We start from the raw sequence: 13,450 nt of genomic DNA, 5'->3' as shown, positions 1-13,450 counted from the left end.
TATCAGTTATCAGTTATCAGTTATCAGTTATCAGTTATCAGTTATCAGTTATCAAGGCAAAACTATGTTGCTTGAATGATTATTGTCTTTTAAGGCAAAAAATTCGTAATTCGTAATTATGAATTATGAAAAAATAAAACCAAATTTCCTATTCAAAAAATAATTCTATGAGTAAACAACCACTTTCAGAAAGAGAAAAGCTACATATTTTCAATACTGAATTTATGCCTCACTCTGATGCGATGTATAACTTTGCTTACAAACTTACCTTCGATGAAGACGATGCTAAAGATTTAGTTCAAGATGCTTATCTGAAAGCCTATCGTTTTGCAGGTTCGTATGAAGTGGGTACAAATGCAAAGGCGTGGCTATTTCGTATTTTGAAAAATAGCTTTATCAATAATTATAGAAAAAAGACTAAAGAACCTTCAAAAGTAGATTACCAAGATGTAGAGAATTATTACAATTCTGCCTCGGTAGAAACTTCTGAAATGAATCACACTGTCGATTTGCGTACTTCTACCATGCAAAACAAAATTGGCGATGAAGTTACAGGAGCTTTAAATTCTCTTCCTGTTGATTTCAGAACAGTAATTATTCTTTGCGATTTAGAAGGTTTTACGTATGAAGAAATGGCTGTAATCTTAGATATTCCTATCGGAACGGTTCGCTCTCGTTTGCACAGAGCAAGAAGCGTTTTGAAGGAAAAACTTATGGAATATGCCAAGCAATACGGTTTTGATGTAGATTAAAAAATGTAGAACACAACTTTAGTGTGTTTAAAAACTAAAAATACTTTGAAAACTTTAGAGAAACTTCAAAAATTTAGCAGCCAATATCAAGAACTTGCCAATACTATTACACACGGTTTGGGAGCAGTTTTGAGTGTTATTGGTCTTACCTATCTTATAATTTGGGCAAATGAAGCTCAAGATGTTTGGAAATTAGTTAGTTTTTCTGTCTTCGGAACAACACTAATTCTACTTTATACAGCCTCAACGCTCTATCACGGAACAAAAGCTGTAGAACTAAAAAAACTCTTTTGGAAACTAGACCACATGGCAATTTACCTCCTTATTGCAGGTTCTTACACACCTTTCACACTTGTTACGTTGCGTGGGGCTTGGGGATGGTCACTTTTTGGCGTTATATGGGGAATTGCCCTTTTAGGAATTGTCTATAAGCTATTTTTTATAGGAAGGTCAAAACTTTTCTCTGTCATTCTCTATGTTTCTATGGGATGGATGGCTATTGTAGCTGTACAGCCTTTCTTTGAAAACTTAGCCACAGGAGGACTAATTTGGCTTGGAATAGGTGGACTTTCTTATTCTCTTGGTGTAGTATTTTTTGTTTGGGAAAAATTACCTTTCCATCACGCCATTTGGCATTTATTTGTACTAGGGGGAAGTATTTGTCATTTCTTTGCGATTGGATTATATGTCTGATAGAAAGTTTACTGAAAATTGAGAAATTATTTCATTATCGGTACTGACCTGTCGGTCTGACCTTTATTAAAAATATAAGTCTGAAAATTACTACGTGTAGTTTTCAGATTTTTTTGTGTCAATATTATTAGATGTAACCTCGCTTTTTGACATGTATCAAATGGATTGAGTCTTGAATCACATAATTTTGGAGAAGTTAAGAGCTATATCTAGCTCACTTTGTTTCACTAAACTTCTTTTCAATTATGACATTACTTATTATTTTTGGCGTTTTTGCATTTTGCTTCGTTCTTGAAAGACTTGTCCCAGGTTGGAAACTTCCTAAAGTTCCTACTTGGACACTTAGAGTTTTGGCAGTCAATTTTGTACAACTACTTATCGTTATTTTGGCTGGTTATACTTGGGAAAAATGGCTCTCTTCGGTTTCTGTGTTTTCACTTTCTGCACATGTTCCAGCTTGGTTAGGTGGAGTTATTGCCTACGTAATTGCCACTTTTGTTTTTTATTGGTGGCATCGTTGGAGACACGAATTTGATTTTCTATGGCTTCATTTTCATCAAATCCACCACAGTCCACAGCGTTTGGAAGTCATTACTTCATTCTACAAACATCCTTTAGAAATGATGGTCAATTCTATCATTGGAAGCCTTTTGGTATTTACTTTTTTAGGATTGAGCGTAGAAGCTGGTGCATTTTATACCCTCTGTACAGCTTTAGGGGAGTTTTTCTATCATACCAACGTCAAAACACCTCAGTGGGTAGGCTATATTTTCCAACGACCAGAGATGCACCGTATTCATCACGAATATCAAAAACACAAATACAACTACGGCGATATTGTTTGGTGGGATATGCTTTTCGGAACATACAGAAACCCTAAAAACTGGGAAGAAACCTGTGGTTTTGAGACAGAACGAGAAGAGAATTTGAAAGACATGTTACTCTTTAAAGATGTACATAAACAAGAATTAGTTTCTCCTGTGGAAGAGGTGGAGAATAATCAGAATTAGCATTTTACATCAATCAAATTTCTGTTCATCTAATCTTCTATAACTATGCTTGAAAAGTTTAAAATCTCTTTATTGGTTTGGGTTGGGTTTTTACCTACTTGTAGTTTTTATCCATCTCGTTTTAGTTCCTCCTATGAAGGAATATTTAGCAGTCTGTTTTATTTATGCCCTATACTCTTTGTATTTTTTATGGCACTGTTTGGAATCCTACCAAACGAGACAGAAGTTACAAATTTATTTGTGATAGAAAATGAACATCATCAAATTAAGTTTAAAACAGATGGGCATTGTGTATTGAGAGAAACTTGCTGCCATTCCGAAAAATATTCCTACGCCTATGGAGAGTACAAACTCAAGGGAGATACAATTCTCTTAGATGGGAAGGTTTTTAATAGAAAAGACTTCAAAACATTTGCTATAAAAGGAAAAAGAGTCAGATTGATTTCGAAAGACGAGAAGAGAAATGACTACTTCACTTTTGAGATTGTTGAAGACAACAGAACTACAATTCCTTAAAATTATGAATCTATTTAGTTTGATTCCGTTATCGTTTCCTTTTCTTCTTGGTTTTATAGTTAAAACACTGATAAAAAATAAGATTAAATACAAATTAATTTCTGTTTTACTAGGTGTTTTGGCTATTGCCTTTTTCTATAAAGCATTTGAAGCAGGTTTAGCTCTGAAAAATACTGAAATATATTTTGTTCAAAATAATAGAGGAGAATATGCAGATTATACCAATTTTCAAAAAGAGACTAAAGTAAAAGAACTTAAGAAAAAACAGAAAATCCGAAAAGCAAAATTCACCTTGTTTTCTATGCTTTATTGGATAGCATTTTTGAGTATACTATTTACAAATTTCAGATACATGAAGAAACAGAAAAAATCAGTTCCTCCTCCAATTATCACAAATAATAGCTGTAGCGATGGCAGCGTTTAGAGATTCTGCACTTTCTGTGTCTTTTGCAAAACTAGGAATAGTTATTTTATTTGAAATTTCTTTTCCTAGTTTTTCAGATATGCCGTGCGATTCGCTTCCGATGACTAAAATTCCTTTTTTTGGGAAGCTCATCTGATGAACATTTTGTCCGTCTAAAAATGCTCCAAAGCTATTTCCTTCTGCAAGTTTTAAAAACTCAAACTCATCTCCGTAATGAACATTTACACGAAGGAAAGAACCCATCGTAGAAGAAAGCGTTTTGGGATTGTATAAATCTACAGTTTGCTCAGAACAAAAAATAGTTTCTATGCCGTACCAATCTGCAATTCTGATAATCGTTCCCAAATTTCCAGGGTCATTGATATTTTCCAATAGCAAAGCCAAATTTTCTAACTTTTTTGGAACTTCTACATTAGGAATCTCTACTACTGCAATCGCAGCATTGTTAGACTTTAAAGAACCAGACTCTGAAAGCTGCTTTTGAGTAGATAAAATAATTTCAACACCTTCTTTCACTTTGCTATTCAAAATATTTTTACTTTCTAACTTTTCTAAAAATTCTTGTGTAGCAAAAAGCTGTTTCACTTTGTAAGCAGATGATTTGGCTAAAAGTGTTTCAGTAACAATTTTTCTACCTTCTATCAAGAAAGCATTTTCTTGTTTTCGTATTTTTTTTTGTTGGAGAGAACGTAAAAACTTGCGTTGGGCGTTAGTCATAACTTTACTTTAAATCGGCACGTATAAAATTTTCTTTGTTTCGAAAAACTCTTCTTCAAACATATCACTAAGATTGTACAAACGTGTGTGGTGTTTAAATTCAGATAATTCTTCCTTCAAATCTCCTCCTTTGAGAGCTAAAATGCCGTGTTTGAACTCTCCTTCTTCAACCAAAGAAGGCTTATTTTTTCGAAGAGCAGGTTTTATCCAATTATATAGTTTTGAGGTTTGAGCAACTGCACGAGTAACAGCAAAATCATAATTATTTTTCTTTGCCTTCTCTACTCTCATTTGTTCTGCCACTACATTTTCTAATCCGATTTCTTTTGCAACTTCAGTTACTACTCGTATTTTCTTTCCAATAGAATCTACCAAATGAAACTGTGTTTGTGGAAATAAAATAGCCAAAGGAATACCGGGAAAACCTCCACCCGTTCCGATATCGATAATATTATCATTTGGGTCAAACTCCACTATTTTTGCAATACTCATTGAGTGTAAAACGTGTCTTTCGTAAAGGTTATCTACATCTTTTCGTGAAATAACATTGATTTTTTCGTTCCATTCAGCGTACAAATTTTGTAAGGCTGAATATTGTTCTAGTTGTTTTTCTGTAAGGTTAGGAAAATAACGCTTGATGATTTCCATTGAATATTTAAAATAAGATTGATTTTCTAATTGTTAATTGTCCATTATCCATTTTTTCACTCATTTTCGTCCACTCTTTTTCTATACTCTTTATAGTGTTCTGACTCTTTGTATTCTTCTTTCAAGATTCCTTTTGTGATATAAATATTCCAAAGTCCTTTTTGCTTTTGCCTTGCTTTTTCTTGTGTTTTTTCAAACTCTGATTTGAATTTTATATCAAAGGCATGATTTCTTGTCCAACCATAGCCTTCTTTAAGAATGGTTTTGTTCAGACATTCTCCAGAAGGCAGATAAAGATAAGCTAGATGTTTTCCAAATTTATCAAATAAATGCTCATCAAACACCAAAATTATCTCTTTGTTCTTTGTTAGTCTTTCTTCTACATAGGCTAATGCTTCCTGTCCGAAGGGAGCTTCATCAATATAAAGTGAAGCACGACTTTCAGGCGTATCTACACCAATCAAGCGAACAGTCCAAGTAGTTTCGTTTTCAGCATTTACAGAAATGGTTTCCGAATTTGGTTGTATCGTATTTTTAGGAATATCTACTACTATCGTATCGCCTTCCAACACTTCCAAGACTTTTGTCTTGACTGCTTTATCAGAAAAGTTAGTCATCAAGAAAAGCATAATTTTTCTTCTGAATAGAAATACAATCAAAATCACTACAAGTAATGTAACTAAGATGCTTCCATACAAAATATAATTAATTGGTTCTTCCATTTTAAAAAAATCTATAAGCAGCCCTAAAAATAAACAAGGAAAAATTAGACAATTTTGCCAAAAATACGCATTTCGTTACAGATTAGATAACTATTCATCGATTAAATTCTCAAAATCTTATCTCTCTGTGGCTTTGTCTTCTTGTGCTGCATTGGTTTCTGCCACAAAATAAAGAGGACGTTGTTTTACATCTGTATTAATCCTACTGATATATTCTCCAATAATTCCCAAGCTAATAAGCTGAACACCTCCCAAAAACATAATGCTAACCATGATAGACGACCAACCACTCACATAACCTTCTACAATAAAATACTTCGCAATAAATGAATAAACTATCATCAAAAAGGCAATCGCAGAAACTACAAAACCAGAAATAGTAACAAATTTTATAGGAATATTTGAAAAAGCAGTAATTCCATTGAGTGCAAGATTTATCATTTTTTTGTAAGAATATCCTGTAACACCTGCATTTCGCTCAGCTCTGTCGTATTCTACATACGTTTGTTTATAACCAATCCAAGCAATTTGTCCACGCAAAAATTTATGGTTTTCTTTCATTTGCTTTAGTCCATCTACCACTCTTCTATCCATAATTCTAAAATCGCCCGTATCAACAGGAATAGGAAATGAAGTAATCTTGGAAAGCAGACGATAAAACATTTTTGCCGTCCATTTTTTCAAATAGCCTTCGCCTGCTCTTGCTCTGCGCTTGGCATATACTACTTGATAACCTTCTTTGAGCTTTTCCCACATCGGTTCAATAAGTTCGGGTGGGTCTTGCAAATCAGCATCAATAATAACAACTGTATCTCCTTTGCAATAATCTAAGCCTGCACTTACAGCAATCTGATGACCGAAATTTCGGCTCAAATCAATGAATTTCACATTTTTATCTTTCAAAGAAAGCTCCTTTACCAATTCTAAAGAATTATCCTTGCTTCCATCATTTATAAAAATAAGTTCATACGTGTTTGCCAATTTAGAAACCACTTTTGTAAGTCTTTCATGAAGCAGATGAATATTCAATGATTCGTTGTAGATAGGAATGATGACAGAAAGCATTTAATAATAATGAATGGTTAGTGATAAATGAATGTGAGTACAAAAGTACGGATTGTTTTTTTATTAAAACCAATTAAATTTATTAACAATAAAATTATGAAAATAGATAAACTGTACTGATTTGAATATATTTGTAGTATAATATTTATGGATTTTCATCTTTAATTCTATCTCTAAATTAATACTATGCGTTCTTTATACCCTACAATCATATTATCATTTGTATTTATAACTTTACTTTTCTCTTCATATACTGAAAAGAAATCAAAACTCCCTTACCCCTCTCCTACTAATGCTAGACAGGTTGTAGAGAATTATATTGCAGCCGTTGGAGGAGAAGATAACTTACCAATTGGAAGAACAGCAAAATGTATTATGACTGCATATGCTAACGGAGACAGCACAAGAAAAGAGGTTCTAAAAATCAACGGAAAATTCAATTGTGAATTACTTGATAATGGACAGACTATAATACAAATAGATAGTGTTGGTATTTCAAAAACACCAGAGTATGTTATTGCACTGCCTCAAAAACACCTACAAAGTAGTAAAGATGCTCTTTACATAGTAGGGGAACAAGCATTATTAAAAGATAATAAAAAAATGGAATTTCTAGGTGAAAAGAAAAAGGAAGATTCTGTAGAAGTATATCGTATTAGAGTAATAGAAAATGATGGTAGAAGTAGCATTGAAGAATTTGATAAAAAAACAGGTCTTCTAACAAGAATAATAGATACTTATTTTATATCTAGTTTCAGTGATTATAGAAATATCTCTGGTATTTTGATACCTTTTAGGATAGAAATAACAGGAGAAATTTCTATGACAGTAGTCCGTAATAGTTATGAATTAGATATTCCAATCAAAGAAGAAGAGTTTTATTGGAATAATGAAGAAGATAAAAAATTAATAGGAAATTGGACAGCTATTATACCCAGAAAAAATACGCCTCAATCTGATTTTTTTGAACTCGTTCTAAATTCTGATCGTAGTGGAAATCAAGAAACAGGAGTTATCTTACCCAATGGAAAAAAAGAGACTACCAGTTTTGCATCTGTACCTATTGCTGGTTGGGACTTCAATCAAGACACACTCAAGTTATTTAGCATAAATCCTAGATACCGAAATGTTCAAACTTACTACTGGAAATTGGAAAGCAAAACAGACACTTCGTTTACAGCTTATTATGTTGATCCAGAAATGGATAAAATATTAGGAAAGGACAAAGAGAATTTCACACCTATCAAAATGTTATTTACAAAAAAATAAAACTTAATCATCTAAAACTTATCCCACTCAAATATTCTAAAACATAAACATTTTACAAAAGTTGTTTAGGCAGAACAAAAAGCTATTTATTTTTTTGTTCGTAAATTTGCAAATCAAATAGTGTAGAGGCATTTTACATTTATAATTTTAATCACTAATAATTTATAATTCAAGATATGGCAGTTATAGACATAGACGATTCGAACGTAAAAGAAAACTTGAACCAAAACGAAAAAGTAATTGTAAAATATTATGCAGGATGGTGTGGCTCTTGTCGCCTTATCAAACCTAAATACAAACGTCTTTCTAATGACGAGCGTTTCGAAAACATTGCTTTTTTAGATGTTGATGCTGAACACAATCCAGAAACTAGAAATCTAGCAGGTGTAAAAAATCTTCCTTTCTTTGCCATCTTTAAAAATGGCGAGTTTGTAGAAGGCGTTTCGACAAGTAAAGAAGAAGGCGTAGTAGAACTTTTAGAGAAACTTTAATTAATGATTCTCTTGTTCAAGCTTCCTGCTTGGACACTCTTTTTTAACAAGTATTATGCTTGCAAATGTGTAAGTAAGCACAAGATAAAATCTTGCGCTAGAAATGAAATCATAAATCAAAAAATGAAAATACCAGCAATTAAAGAATTAGTAGAAAAATACTCTTTAGAAGAACTCCAAAAAGCCGAAAATGCTATGGAAGAAGGTGAAGAGCATAGCTTAGAAGTAAAAGGCGAGGACGAAGGCGAGCAGTTTACGCACGTTATTGCAGCTGTTTGGGTAAAAGAAAAAATGGCAAAAGACAGCATTGACGCACGTACAGCTATTCGTGAATACACACAAAAGGTTAGGAAGTCGATTTCTTAACCGTAGGATAGGCTTCTAGCCTGTCTGTTTTTAATTATTTTACACAGGTTAGAAAGCCTGTGTTACACGTTTTTAATGGACTTTGAATCCATTTCAAAAAACAATACTATGAAAAATATAAATACTCCAAATCCAAACTCAAAAGGAAGAGTTTTGGTCGCCATGAGTGGTGGAATTGATAGTTCGTTGGCAGCCGTTTTGCTACACGAACAAGGTTATGAAGTCATCGGAATGACCATGAAAACGTGGGATTATGCTGCTTCTGGTGGCAATATGAAAAAAGAAACAGGCTGTTGTAGCCTAGATTCTATTAACGATGCTCGTTCGATAGCTGTTGATTTGGGTTTCCCACATTATATTTTGGATATTCGCTCCGAATTTGGCGATTACGTCATCGATTATTTTACAGAAGAATATATGGAAGGCAGAACACCTAATCCGTGTGTGCTTTGCAATACGCATATCAAATGGGATGCACTTTTACGTCGTGCTGATAATTTGGGTTGTCAGTACATTGCGACGGGTCATTATGCCAATATTAGAGAAGAAAACGGACGTTTTGTAGTTTCGAAAGGTGTCGATACTAAAAAAGACCAATCGTATGTTTTGTGGGGCGTTTCACAAGAGAGTTTGAGTAGAACAATGCTTCCTTTAGGCAATCTTACCAAAGCACAAATCCGTCAGATGGCATTGGATAGAGGTTTTGATGAGCTTGTCAAGAAATCAGAATCGTATGAAATCTGTTTTATTCCAGACAATGATTATCGTAGTTTCTTGAAAAGACGAGTTCCAGATTTAGAGGAAAAAGTAGGAGAAGGAAATTTTGTCATGACAACTGGTGAGGTTATCGGAAAACACAAAGGTTATCCATTTTATACTGTCGGACAAAGAAAAGGTTTAGGCATTGCACTTGGCGAGCCTGCTTATGTTGTTGAGATTAAAAAAGATACCAACGAGGTTATTTTAGGTTTCAAAGAAGATTTATATAGAGATGGAATGGTTGTAAAGAAACTCAACTTACAAAAGTTTGCAAAAATTGAAGGCGAACTCCAAACCATAACCAAAGTTAGGGTGCATCACGTTGGAGCTTCTGCTACGCTTACCCAAAATGGCGACGAAATAACAGTTCTTTTCCACGAGCCTGTCGATGCCATTGCTCCTGGGCAGTCTGCTGTTTTTTATGATGGCGATGATGTTGTGGGTGGAGGTTGGATTTCTTCTTCCTTCCAACAAATTGGAAACGAACGCATAGAGAAAAATCCTTTTCCTACGGAGGTTTATAAGCCTAAGAAGGTTTAGAATTTTTTGTTCTTGTTTGCTTTAACAGGTAAACAAGAACAAATTATTTCTTACAATACTCAATCAATATGAGAAAGTTCAAAACTAAAGAAGAAGCACAAAATTATTTTATGAGTGTTTCTCAAGACAGCATTAAGAAAAAATTTGCTATTCTAAATACTTCTAAATCGAAGTTAGAAACTCTTTCTATTAATGAGTTAAATCAAATAAAAAATAAGATAGATGATATTTTGACAAATCATGATTCTGAGTTACATTTCTCATATAAACTAGGAGTAGATTTTCTCAGAGAGGAGTTCATCAATGAAGAAGATTACTTTTTAAGTTTTTCTTATAACGCTACACACTTCCTTCTTGATATAAAGAAAGCAATCATCAACGAAATTAGCAGTAAAACAGAAGATAAAAAAATAACTTCTATCTACGAGTTAGTAAATGCTATTTCTGAAGACGATTTAAGGCAAAAGCTAACTCAAGAACTAAACGAATTAAGAGAACAAACAGGTGAGTTTAAAATAGAAAAGGAGAGGCTAGATGAGGAAGAAGCAAGGTTTAATTCTGAAAAGAAAGAGCTTGAACTAACGAAAGATAAGCTAGATATTTTTGATAAAAGGTCGCAGATATGGCTAAGGATATTTGGGAAAGAGTCTATTGCGTCAATTTTAGGAGGTTTTCTGTTACTGATAATGAGCATTAGTTTTATAGTTGCTATGTTTACAGGAACAGAAATATCAAATATTGTTGAAAGTGCTTTTCTTCTAATTTTGGGTTACTTCTTTGGACAATCAGTAAAAAATGATAAGTAATTAAATCAAAAAACTCATGGATTCAGACTATGAAGAGAAATTAGTAAATATAGAAAACAATGTCCAAGATGAAACCTCTTTGGCTTGGAAAAAACTATGTGAGTATGTGGAGAAAGTAGCAGAAGAAGGAATTGAAGAATTTCATCCTTACAAGTATTTAGGAAAGGAACTTTACTCTCAAATTTATACACTTCCAAAAACGATTGCCAAACTCAAAAAAGTAAAAAAAATCTGGCTCTATGGAAGTAAACTAAAACGTATTCCACCAGAAATAGGAGAAATGGAATCGTTAAAAGGTTTTTACCCTTACACTTCTTATGATTTACATTGGTTTCCTTATGAGATTATCAACTGTAAAAAGATAAGGGACAGCACAATAAGCACAAGAGCTTTATACGGAAATTATAATTACAGAAGACCTTTTCCAGACCTAACAAACAATCCAGTCAGATATGATAGTGAAATTATAAATTGTAGTGTTTGTAAAAAGAAAATTAAACAAGAGAAGACAAATCAATTATGGATTTCATTGTGGATAGGAAAAGATGTATTACCCTTACTGGTAAACTCCTGCTCAGACGAATGTACAAATAGCTTACCTAAACCTGCGAGTGCCTATGTTTCGTATCCACATAAAGGAGGAATGAATTTGAAACAGCCAGCTAAGGAAGACTATTATGAGCATTTTAAAAAGGTAAACTGGAAAGAAGTAAAAAATGAAATAGCAAATAGAAGATATGGAAACTAATTCCATAAAATATTTTTTAAAAAAATAGTATGAAACTAAGCCATTCATTCAGTGGAGCTTTAAGAACATTTGCTTATTTTATGGCAAGTGGAACACATTATAATCTTGAAGGAATAGATTATATAAATCTTTATGGTACAGAACCAAGTGCCATAGAAAAAACTTTTGCTATTTTTGCCAATGTTATTGAAATCGATGAGGAGGGGACTGTTTTGAATGCAAAATATGCAGAAAAAAGAGCTACTGACTATATTCGTTCTTATTATGACTCTAGTTTTGAAGTTAGTCCTCCTTATGAAGAGTGGGAAACTGACTTGCATTAATATAAAATATACAACTCTATGCAAACTCATATCATAAGAGAAGCCAACATCGAAGACATATCACAGATTCAAATAGTTAGACACTCCGTCAAAGAAAATGTATTATCTAATCCAAGTTTGGTAACTGACAAAGATTGTGAGGAATTTGTGACTATTAGAGGAAAAGGTTGGGTTTGTGAAGTGGATGGAAAAATACAAGGTTTTGCTATTGCTGACTTGAAAGAATCTAATATTTGGGCTTTATTTATACACCCTGACTATGAAAAAATGGGAATTGGCACACAGCTTCAAAATCAAATGTTAGAGTGGTATTTTGGGCAAGGCAAAGAAAAAGTTTGGCTCTCCACAGAAAAACAGTCAAGAGCCGAGACTTTTTACAGAAAATTAGGATGGAAGGAAAGCGAAATTTTGTCTAATAATGAGATAAAGTTTGAAATGACTATGAAAAAATGGGAAGCTATCAAACAGACCTCTTACTAGCTTAGTTAATGACTTCATTTAGTTTTTGCCAAAAAACATTATCAAACTCTGATATAGCAAATTCAGATTCTGAAACAGAGGTACTTTCTCCCATTCTGATTACTATCATATTCTTACTTGGTACAAGATACAGCCTTTGCTCCGAAGCTCCCATAGCAGCATACATATCATTAGGAGCATTGGGAACGATAGCCCCATCAAATACAAGTTGGCTCTGTGGAGTCATAAAACTAGACTTTCCATTGAGCCACCACATATAGCCATAGGAGGGGTTCATGTTTTGAGAAGAGCTAACACTTTCATTGAAAAAGTCATTATTCAAAATCTGTTCTTCTTTCCATTTGCCTTTATTGATAGCAAACTGACCAAATTTAGCCATACTCCTAGTATCGCTATGGTAGATTTTAAAAATCAAGCCATAATCCCAAAATCCATTCATTCCAATTTTATTAGACACTTTCTCATCAAAGTAATCCTTAAAATCTTGATTGCTTGCTTCTGTTACCACATCTATTAACTTTTGAAAAACATTTCCATACGCCCATCTGCTTCCTGCGTCAGCTACATAGGTAAGGTTTGATTTTATGACCAATTGCTTTGTATCATCAATACCTGAAGTCATACTAAGCAAATCCTTGATAGTAATTAAATTTTCTTTCTCTATTGGCATATCTGTCCAACCTGTTCCTAAGTAATCTGATACTTTATCATTTATGTTGAGTAAGCCTTCTTGTTGAGCTATTCCAATGGTAGTAGTTACTAAAACTTTCCCTGCACTATTCCATTGCCACGTATCATTTTGATTATGTCCATTAAAATACTCTTCTACCACTATCTTATCATCTACCAAAACCATGAAAGATTTTGTATTTTGGTCTATTAAAAAAGTTTTTAGCTCTTCTAGTTTGCTTGTATTCCAGTTTAGTTCTTCGGGTGATGCAAACTCCCACTCTTCTGAGGGTTGAGGCTCAATATTTTCTTCCTCTTTAGATTTGCAAGCAAACATTGCTACAAACAAAAAAAATATAAAAAAACGATTCCACATGATATTTTTAGTTTTGGTAAAATGGCACTATATGATTTTAGTTGCAAAATCGTAAATTAGGGATTAATTTTCAATT

Annotated in this window: 18 protein-coding genes; 13 read left to right on the top strand and 5 right to left on the bottom strand. The window is 33.2% G+C overall.

All coding sequences use genetic code 11. The features are described 5' to 3' along the window. Window positions 1-167: 167 nt before the first annotated feature. From QZ659_RS18900 to QZ659_RS18880, 5 genes are all read left to right on the top strand, one after another. Window positions 168-752 carry a sigma-70 family RNA polymerase sigma factor gene (locus QZ659_RS18900; RefSeq protein ID WP_291728349.1) on the top strand — a complete coding sequence of 195 codons (585 nt, stop codon included), beginning with the start codon at window positions 168-170 and terminating at the stop codon, window positions 750-752. Window positions 753-797: 45 nt separating this feature from the next. Then, complete coding sequence (gene trhA / locus QZ659_RS18895; protein ID WP_291728348.1) at window positions 798-1,445, top strand: PAQR family membrane homeostasis protein TrhA; 648 nt, start codon at window positions 798-800, stop codon at window positions 1,443-1,445. 245 nt (window positions 1,446-1,690) lie between these two features. Then, window positions 1,691-2,455 carry a sterol desaturase family protein gene (locus tag QZ659_RS18890; RefSeq protein WP_291728347.1) on the top strand — a complete coding sequence of 255 codons (765 nt, stop codon included), beginning with the start codon at window positions 1,691-1,693 and terminating at the stop codon, window positions 2,453-2,455. Between the two features lie 45 nt (window positions 2,456-2,500). Beyond that, complete coding sequence (locus tag QZ659_RS18885) at window positions 2,501-2,971, top strand: hypothetical protein (protein WP_291728345.1); 471 nt, start codon at window positions 2,501-2,503, stop codon at window positions 2,969-2,971. Beyond that, complete coding sequence (locus QZ659_RS18880; RefSeq protein WP_291728343.1) at window positions 2,943-3,395, top strand: hypothetical protein; 453 nt, start codon at window positions 2,943-2,945, stop codon at window positions 3,393-3,395. The genes QZ659_RS18885 and QZ659_RS18880 overlap by 29 nt, the downstream gene beginning before the upstream one ends. Here the strand turns inward: QZ659_RS18880 and QZ659_RS18875 are convergent. From QZ659_RS18875 to QZ659_RS18860, 4 genes are all read right to left on the bottom strand, one after another. Then, window positions 3,342-4,112, bottom strand: a complete 771-nt coding sequence (locus QZ659_RS18875) for an RNA methyltransferase (protein ID WP_291728341.1) — start codon at window positions 4,110-4,112, stop codon at window positions 3,342-3,344. The two genes, QZ659_RS18880 and QZ659_RS18875, sit on opposite strands and share 54 nt — an antisense overlap. Window positions 4,113-4,121: 9 nt before the next feature. Next, entirely contained in the window at window positions 4,122-4,760 is a 639-nt protein-coding gene (gene rsmG, locus QZ659_RS18870) for a 16S rRNA (guanine(527)-N(7))-methyltransferase RsmG (RefSeq protein WP_291728339.1), read from the bottom strand. Window positions 4,761-4,816: 56 nt separating this feature from the next. Then, window positions 4,817-5,482: a thermonuclease family protein gene (locus QZ659_RS18865; protein WP_291728338.1), complete on the bottom strand. Its 666-nt coding sequence runs from the start codon at window positions 5,480-5,482 to the stop codon at window positions 4,817-4,819. A 117-nt stretch (window positions 5,483-5,599) separates the two neighbouring features. After that, complete coding sequence (locus QZ659_RS18860) at window positions 5,600-6,547, bottom strand: glycosyltransferase family 2 protein (protein ID WP_291728336.1); 948 nt, start codon at window positions 6,545-6,547, stop codon at window positions 5,600-5,602. Between the two features lie 186 nt (window positions 6,548-6,733). Here QZ659_RS18860 and QZ659_RS18855 point away from each other — a divergent pair, with 186 nt between their 5' ends. From QZ659_RS18855 to QZ659_RS18820, 8 genes are all read left to right on the top strand, one after another. After that, complete coding sequence (locus QZ659_RS18855; RefSeq protein WP_291728334.1) at window positions 6,734-7,816, top strand: hypothetical protein; 1,083 nt, start codon at window positions 6,734-6,736, stop codon at window positions 7,814-7,816. A gap of 176 nt (window positions 7,817-7,992) precedes the next feature. Then, window positions 7,993-8,307 (top strand): thioredoxin family protein, encoded by a 315-nt coding sequence (locus QZ659_RS18850; protein ID WP_291728332.1) that lies wholly within the window; start codon window positions 7,993-7,995, stop codon window positions 8,305-8,307. 123 nt (window positions 8,308-8,430) lie between these two features. Next, the gene (locus tag QZ659_RS18845; RefSeq protein ID WP_291728330.1) at window positions 8,431-8,673 is read left to right on the top strand and encodes a DUF6952 family protein; all 243 of its coding nucleotides are present in this window, start codon (window positions 8,431-8,433) and stop codon (window positions 8,671-8,673) included. A 108-nt stretch (window positions 8,674-8,781) separates the two neighbouring features. Then, window positions 8,782-9,972, top strand: a complete 1,191-nt coding sequence (gene mnmA / locus QZ659_RS18840) for a tRNA 2-thiouridine(34) synthase MnmA (RefSeq protein WP_291728328.1) — start codon at window positions 8,782-8,784, stop codon at window positions 9,970-9,972. A gap of 68 nt (window positions 9,973-10,040) precedes the next feature. Then, a complete protein-coding gene (locus QZ659_RS18835; RefSeq protein ID WP_291728326.1) occupies window positions 10,041-10,778 on the top strand; it encodes a hypothetical protein in 738 nt (245 codons plus the stop codon). A 16-nt stretch (window positions 10,779-10,794) separates the two neighbouring features. Then, on the top strand, window positions 10,795-11,526 hold the full coding sequence (locus QZ659_RS18830) for a leucine-rich repeat domain-containing protein (protein ID WP_291728324.1): 732 nt from the start codon (window positions 10,795-10,797) through the stop codon (window positions 11,524-11,526). Window positions 11,527-11,555: 29 nt separating this feature from the next. After that, the gene (locus tag QZ659_RS18825) at window positions 11,556-11,849 is read left to right on the top strand and encodes a hypothetical protein (protein WP_291728322.1); all 294 of its coding nucleotides are present in this window, start codon (window positions 11,556-11,558) and stop codon (window positions 11,847-11,849) included. Between the two features lie 18 nt (window positions 11,850-11,867). After that, window positions 11,868-12,329, top strand: coding sequence for a GNAT family N-acetyltransferase (locus tag QZ659_RS18820; protein ID WP_291728320.1), 462 nt, complete (start codon window positions 11,868-11,870; stop codon window positions 12,327-12,329). A gap of 1 nt (window position 12,330) precedes the next feature. Here QZ659_RS18820 and QZ659_RS18815 read toward each other — a convergent pair whose 3' ends face one another. Then, a complete protein-coding gene (locus QZ659_RS18815; protein WP_291728318.1) occupies window positions 12,331-13,374 on the bottom strand; it encodes a serine hydrolase domain-containing protein in 1,044 nt (347 codons plus the stop codon). Between the last annotated feature and the right edge of the window lie 76 nt (window positions 13,375-13,450).

The organism is Bernardetia sp. (assembly GCF_020630935.1).
Lineage (GTDB): Bacteria > Bacteroidota > Bacteroidia > Cytophagales > Bernardetiaceae > Bernardetia.
The sequence above is the reverse complement of the archived record's forward strand: the minus strand, read 5'-3'. Positions and strand labels throughout refer to the sequence as shown.

Coding starts and splice junctions, on each gene's coding strand:
- QZ659_RS18900 (WP_291728349.1), top strand. CDS start 168: ATGAGTAAACAACCACTTTCAGAAAGAGAAAAGCTACATATTTTCAAT.
- QZ659_RS18890 (WP_291728347.1), top strand. CDS start 1,691: ATGACATTACTTATTATTTTTGGCGTTTTTGCATTTTGCTTCGTTCTT.
- QZ659_RS18885 (WP_291728345.1), top strand. CDS start 2,501: ATGCTTGAAAAGTTTAAAATCTCTTTATTGGTTTGGGTTGGGTTTTTA.
- QZ659_RS18875 (WP_291728341.1), bottom strand. CDS start 4,112: ATGACTAACGCCCAACGCAAGTTTTTACGTTCTCTCCAACAAAAAAAA.
- rsmG (WP_291728339.1), bottom strand. CDS start 4,760: ATGGAAATCATCAAGCGTTATTTTCCTAACCTTACAGAAAAACAACTA.
- QZ659_RS18865 (WP_291728338.1), bottom strand. CDS start 5,482: ATGGAAGAACCAATTAATTATATTTTGTATGGAAGCATCTTAGTTACA.
- QZ659_RS18860 (WP_291728336.1), bottom strand. CDS start 6,547: ATGCTTTCTGTCATCATTCCTATCTACAACGAATCATTGAATATTCAT.
- QZ659_RS18855 (WP_291728334.1), top strand. CDS start 6,734: ATGCGTTCTTTATACCCTACAATCATATTATCATTTGTATTTATAACT.
- QZ659_RS18850 (WP_291728332.1), top strand. CDS start 7,993: ATGGCAGTTATAGACATAGACGATTCGAACGTAAAAGAAAACTTGAAC.
- QZ659_RS18845 (WP_291728330.1), top strand. CDS start 8,431: ATGAAAATACCAGCAATTAAAGAATTAGTAGAAAAATACTCTTTAGAA.
- mnmA (WP_291728328.1), top strand. CDS start 8,782: ATGAAAAATATAAATACTCCAAATCCAAACTCAAAAGGAAGAGTTTTG.
- QZ659_RS18835 (WP_291728326.1), top strand. CDS start 10,041: ATGAGAAAGTTCAAAACTAAAGAAGAAGCACAAAATTATTTTATGAGT.
- QZ659_RS18830 (WP_291728324.1), top strand. CDS start 10,795: ATGGATTCAGACTATGAAGAGAAATTAGTAAATATAGAAAACAATGTC.
- QZ659_RS18825 (WP_291728322.1), top strand. CDS start 11,556: ATGAAACTAAGCCATTCATTCAGTGGAGCTTTAAGAACATTTGCTTAT.
- QZ659_RS18820 (WP_291728320.1), top strand. CDS start 11,868: ATGCAAACTCATATCATAAGAGAAGCCAACATCGAAGACATATCACAG.
- QZ659_RS18815 (WP_291728318.1), bottom strand. CDS start 13,374: ATGTGGAATCGTTTTTTTATATTTTTTTTGTTTGTAGCAATGTTTGCT.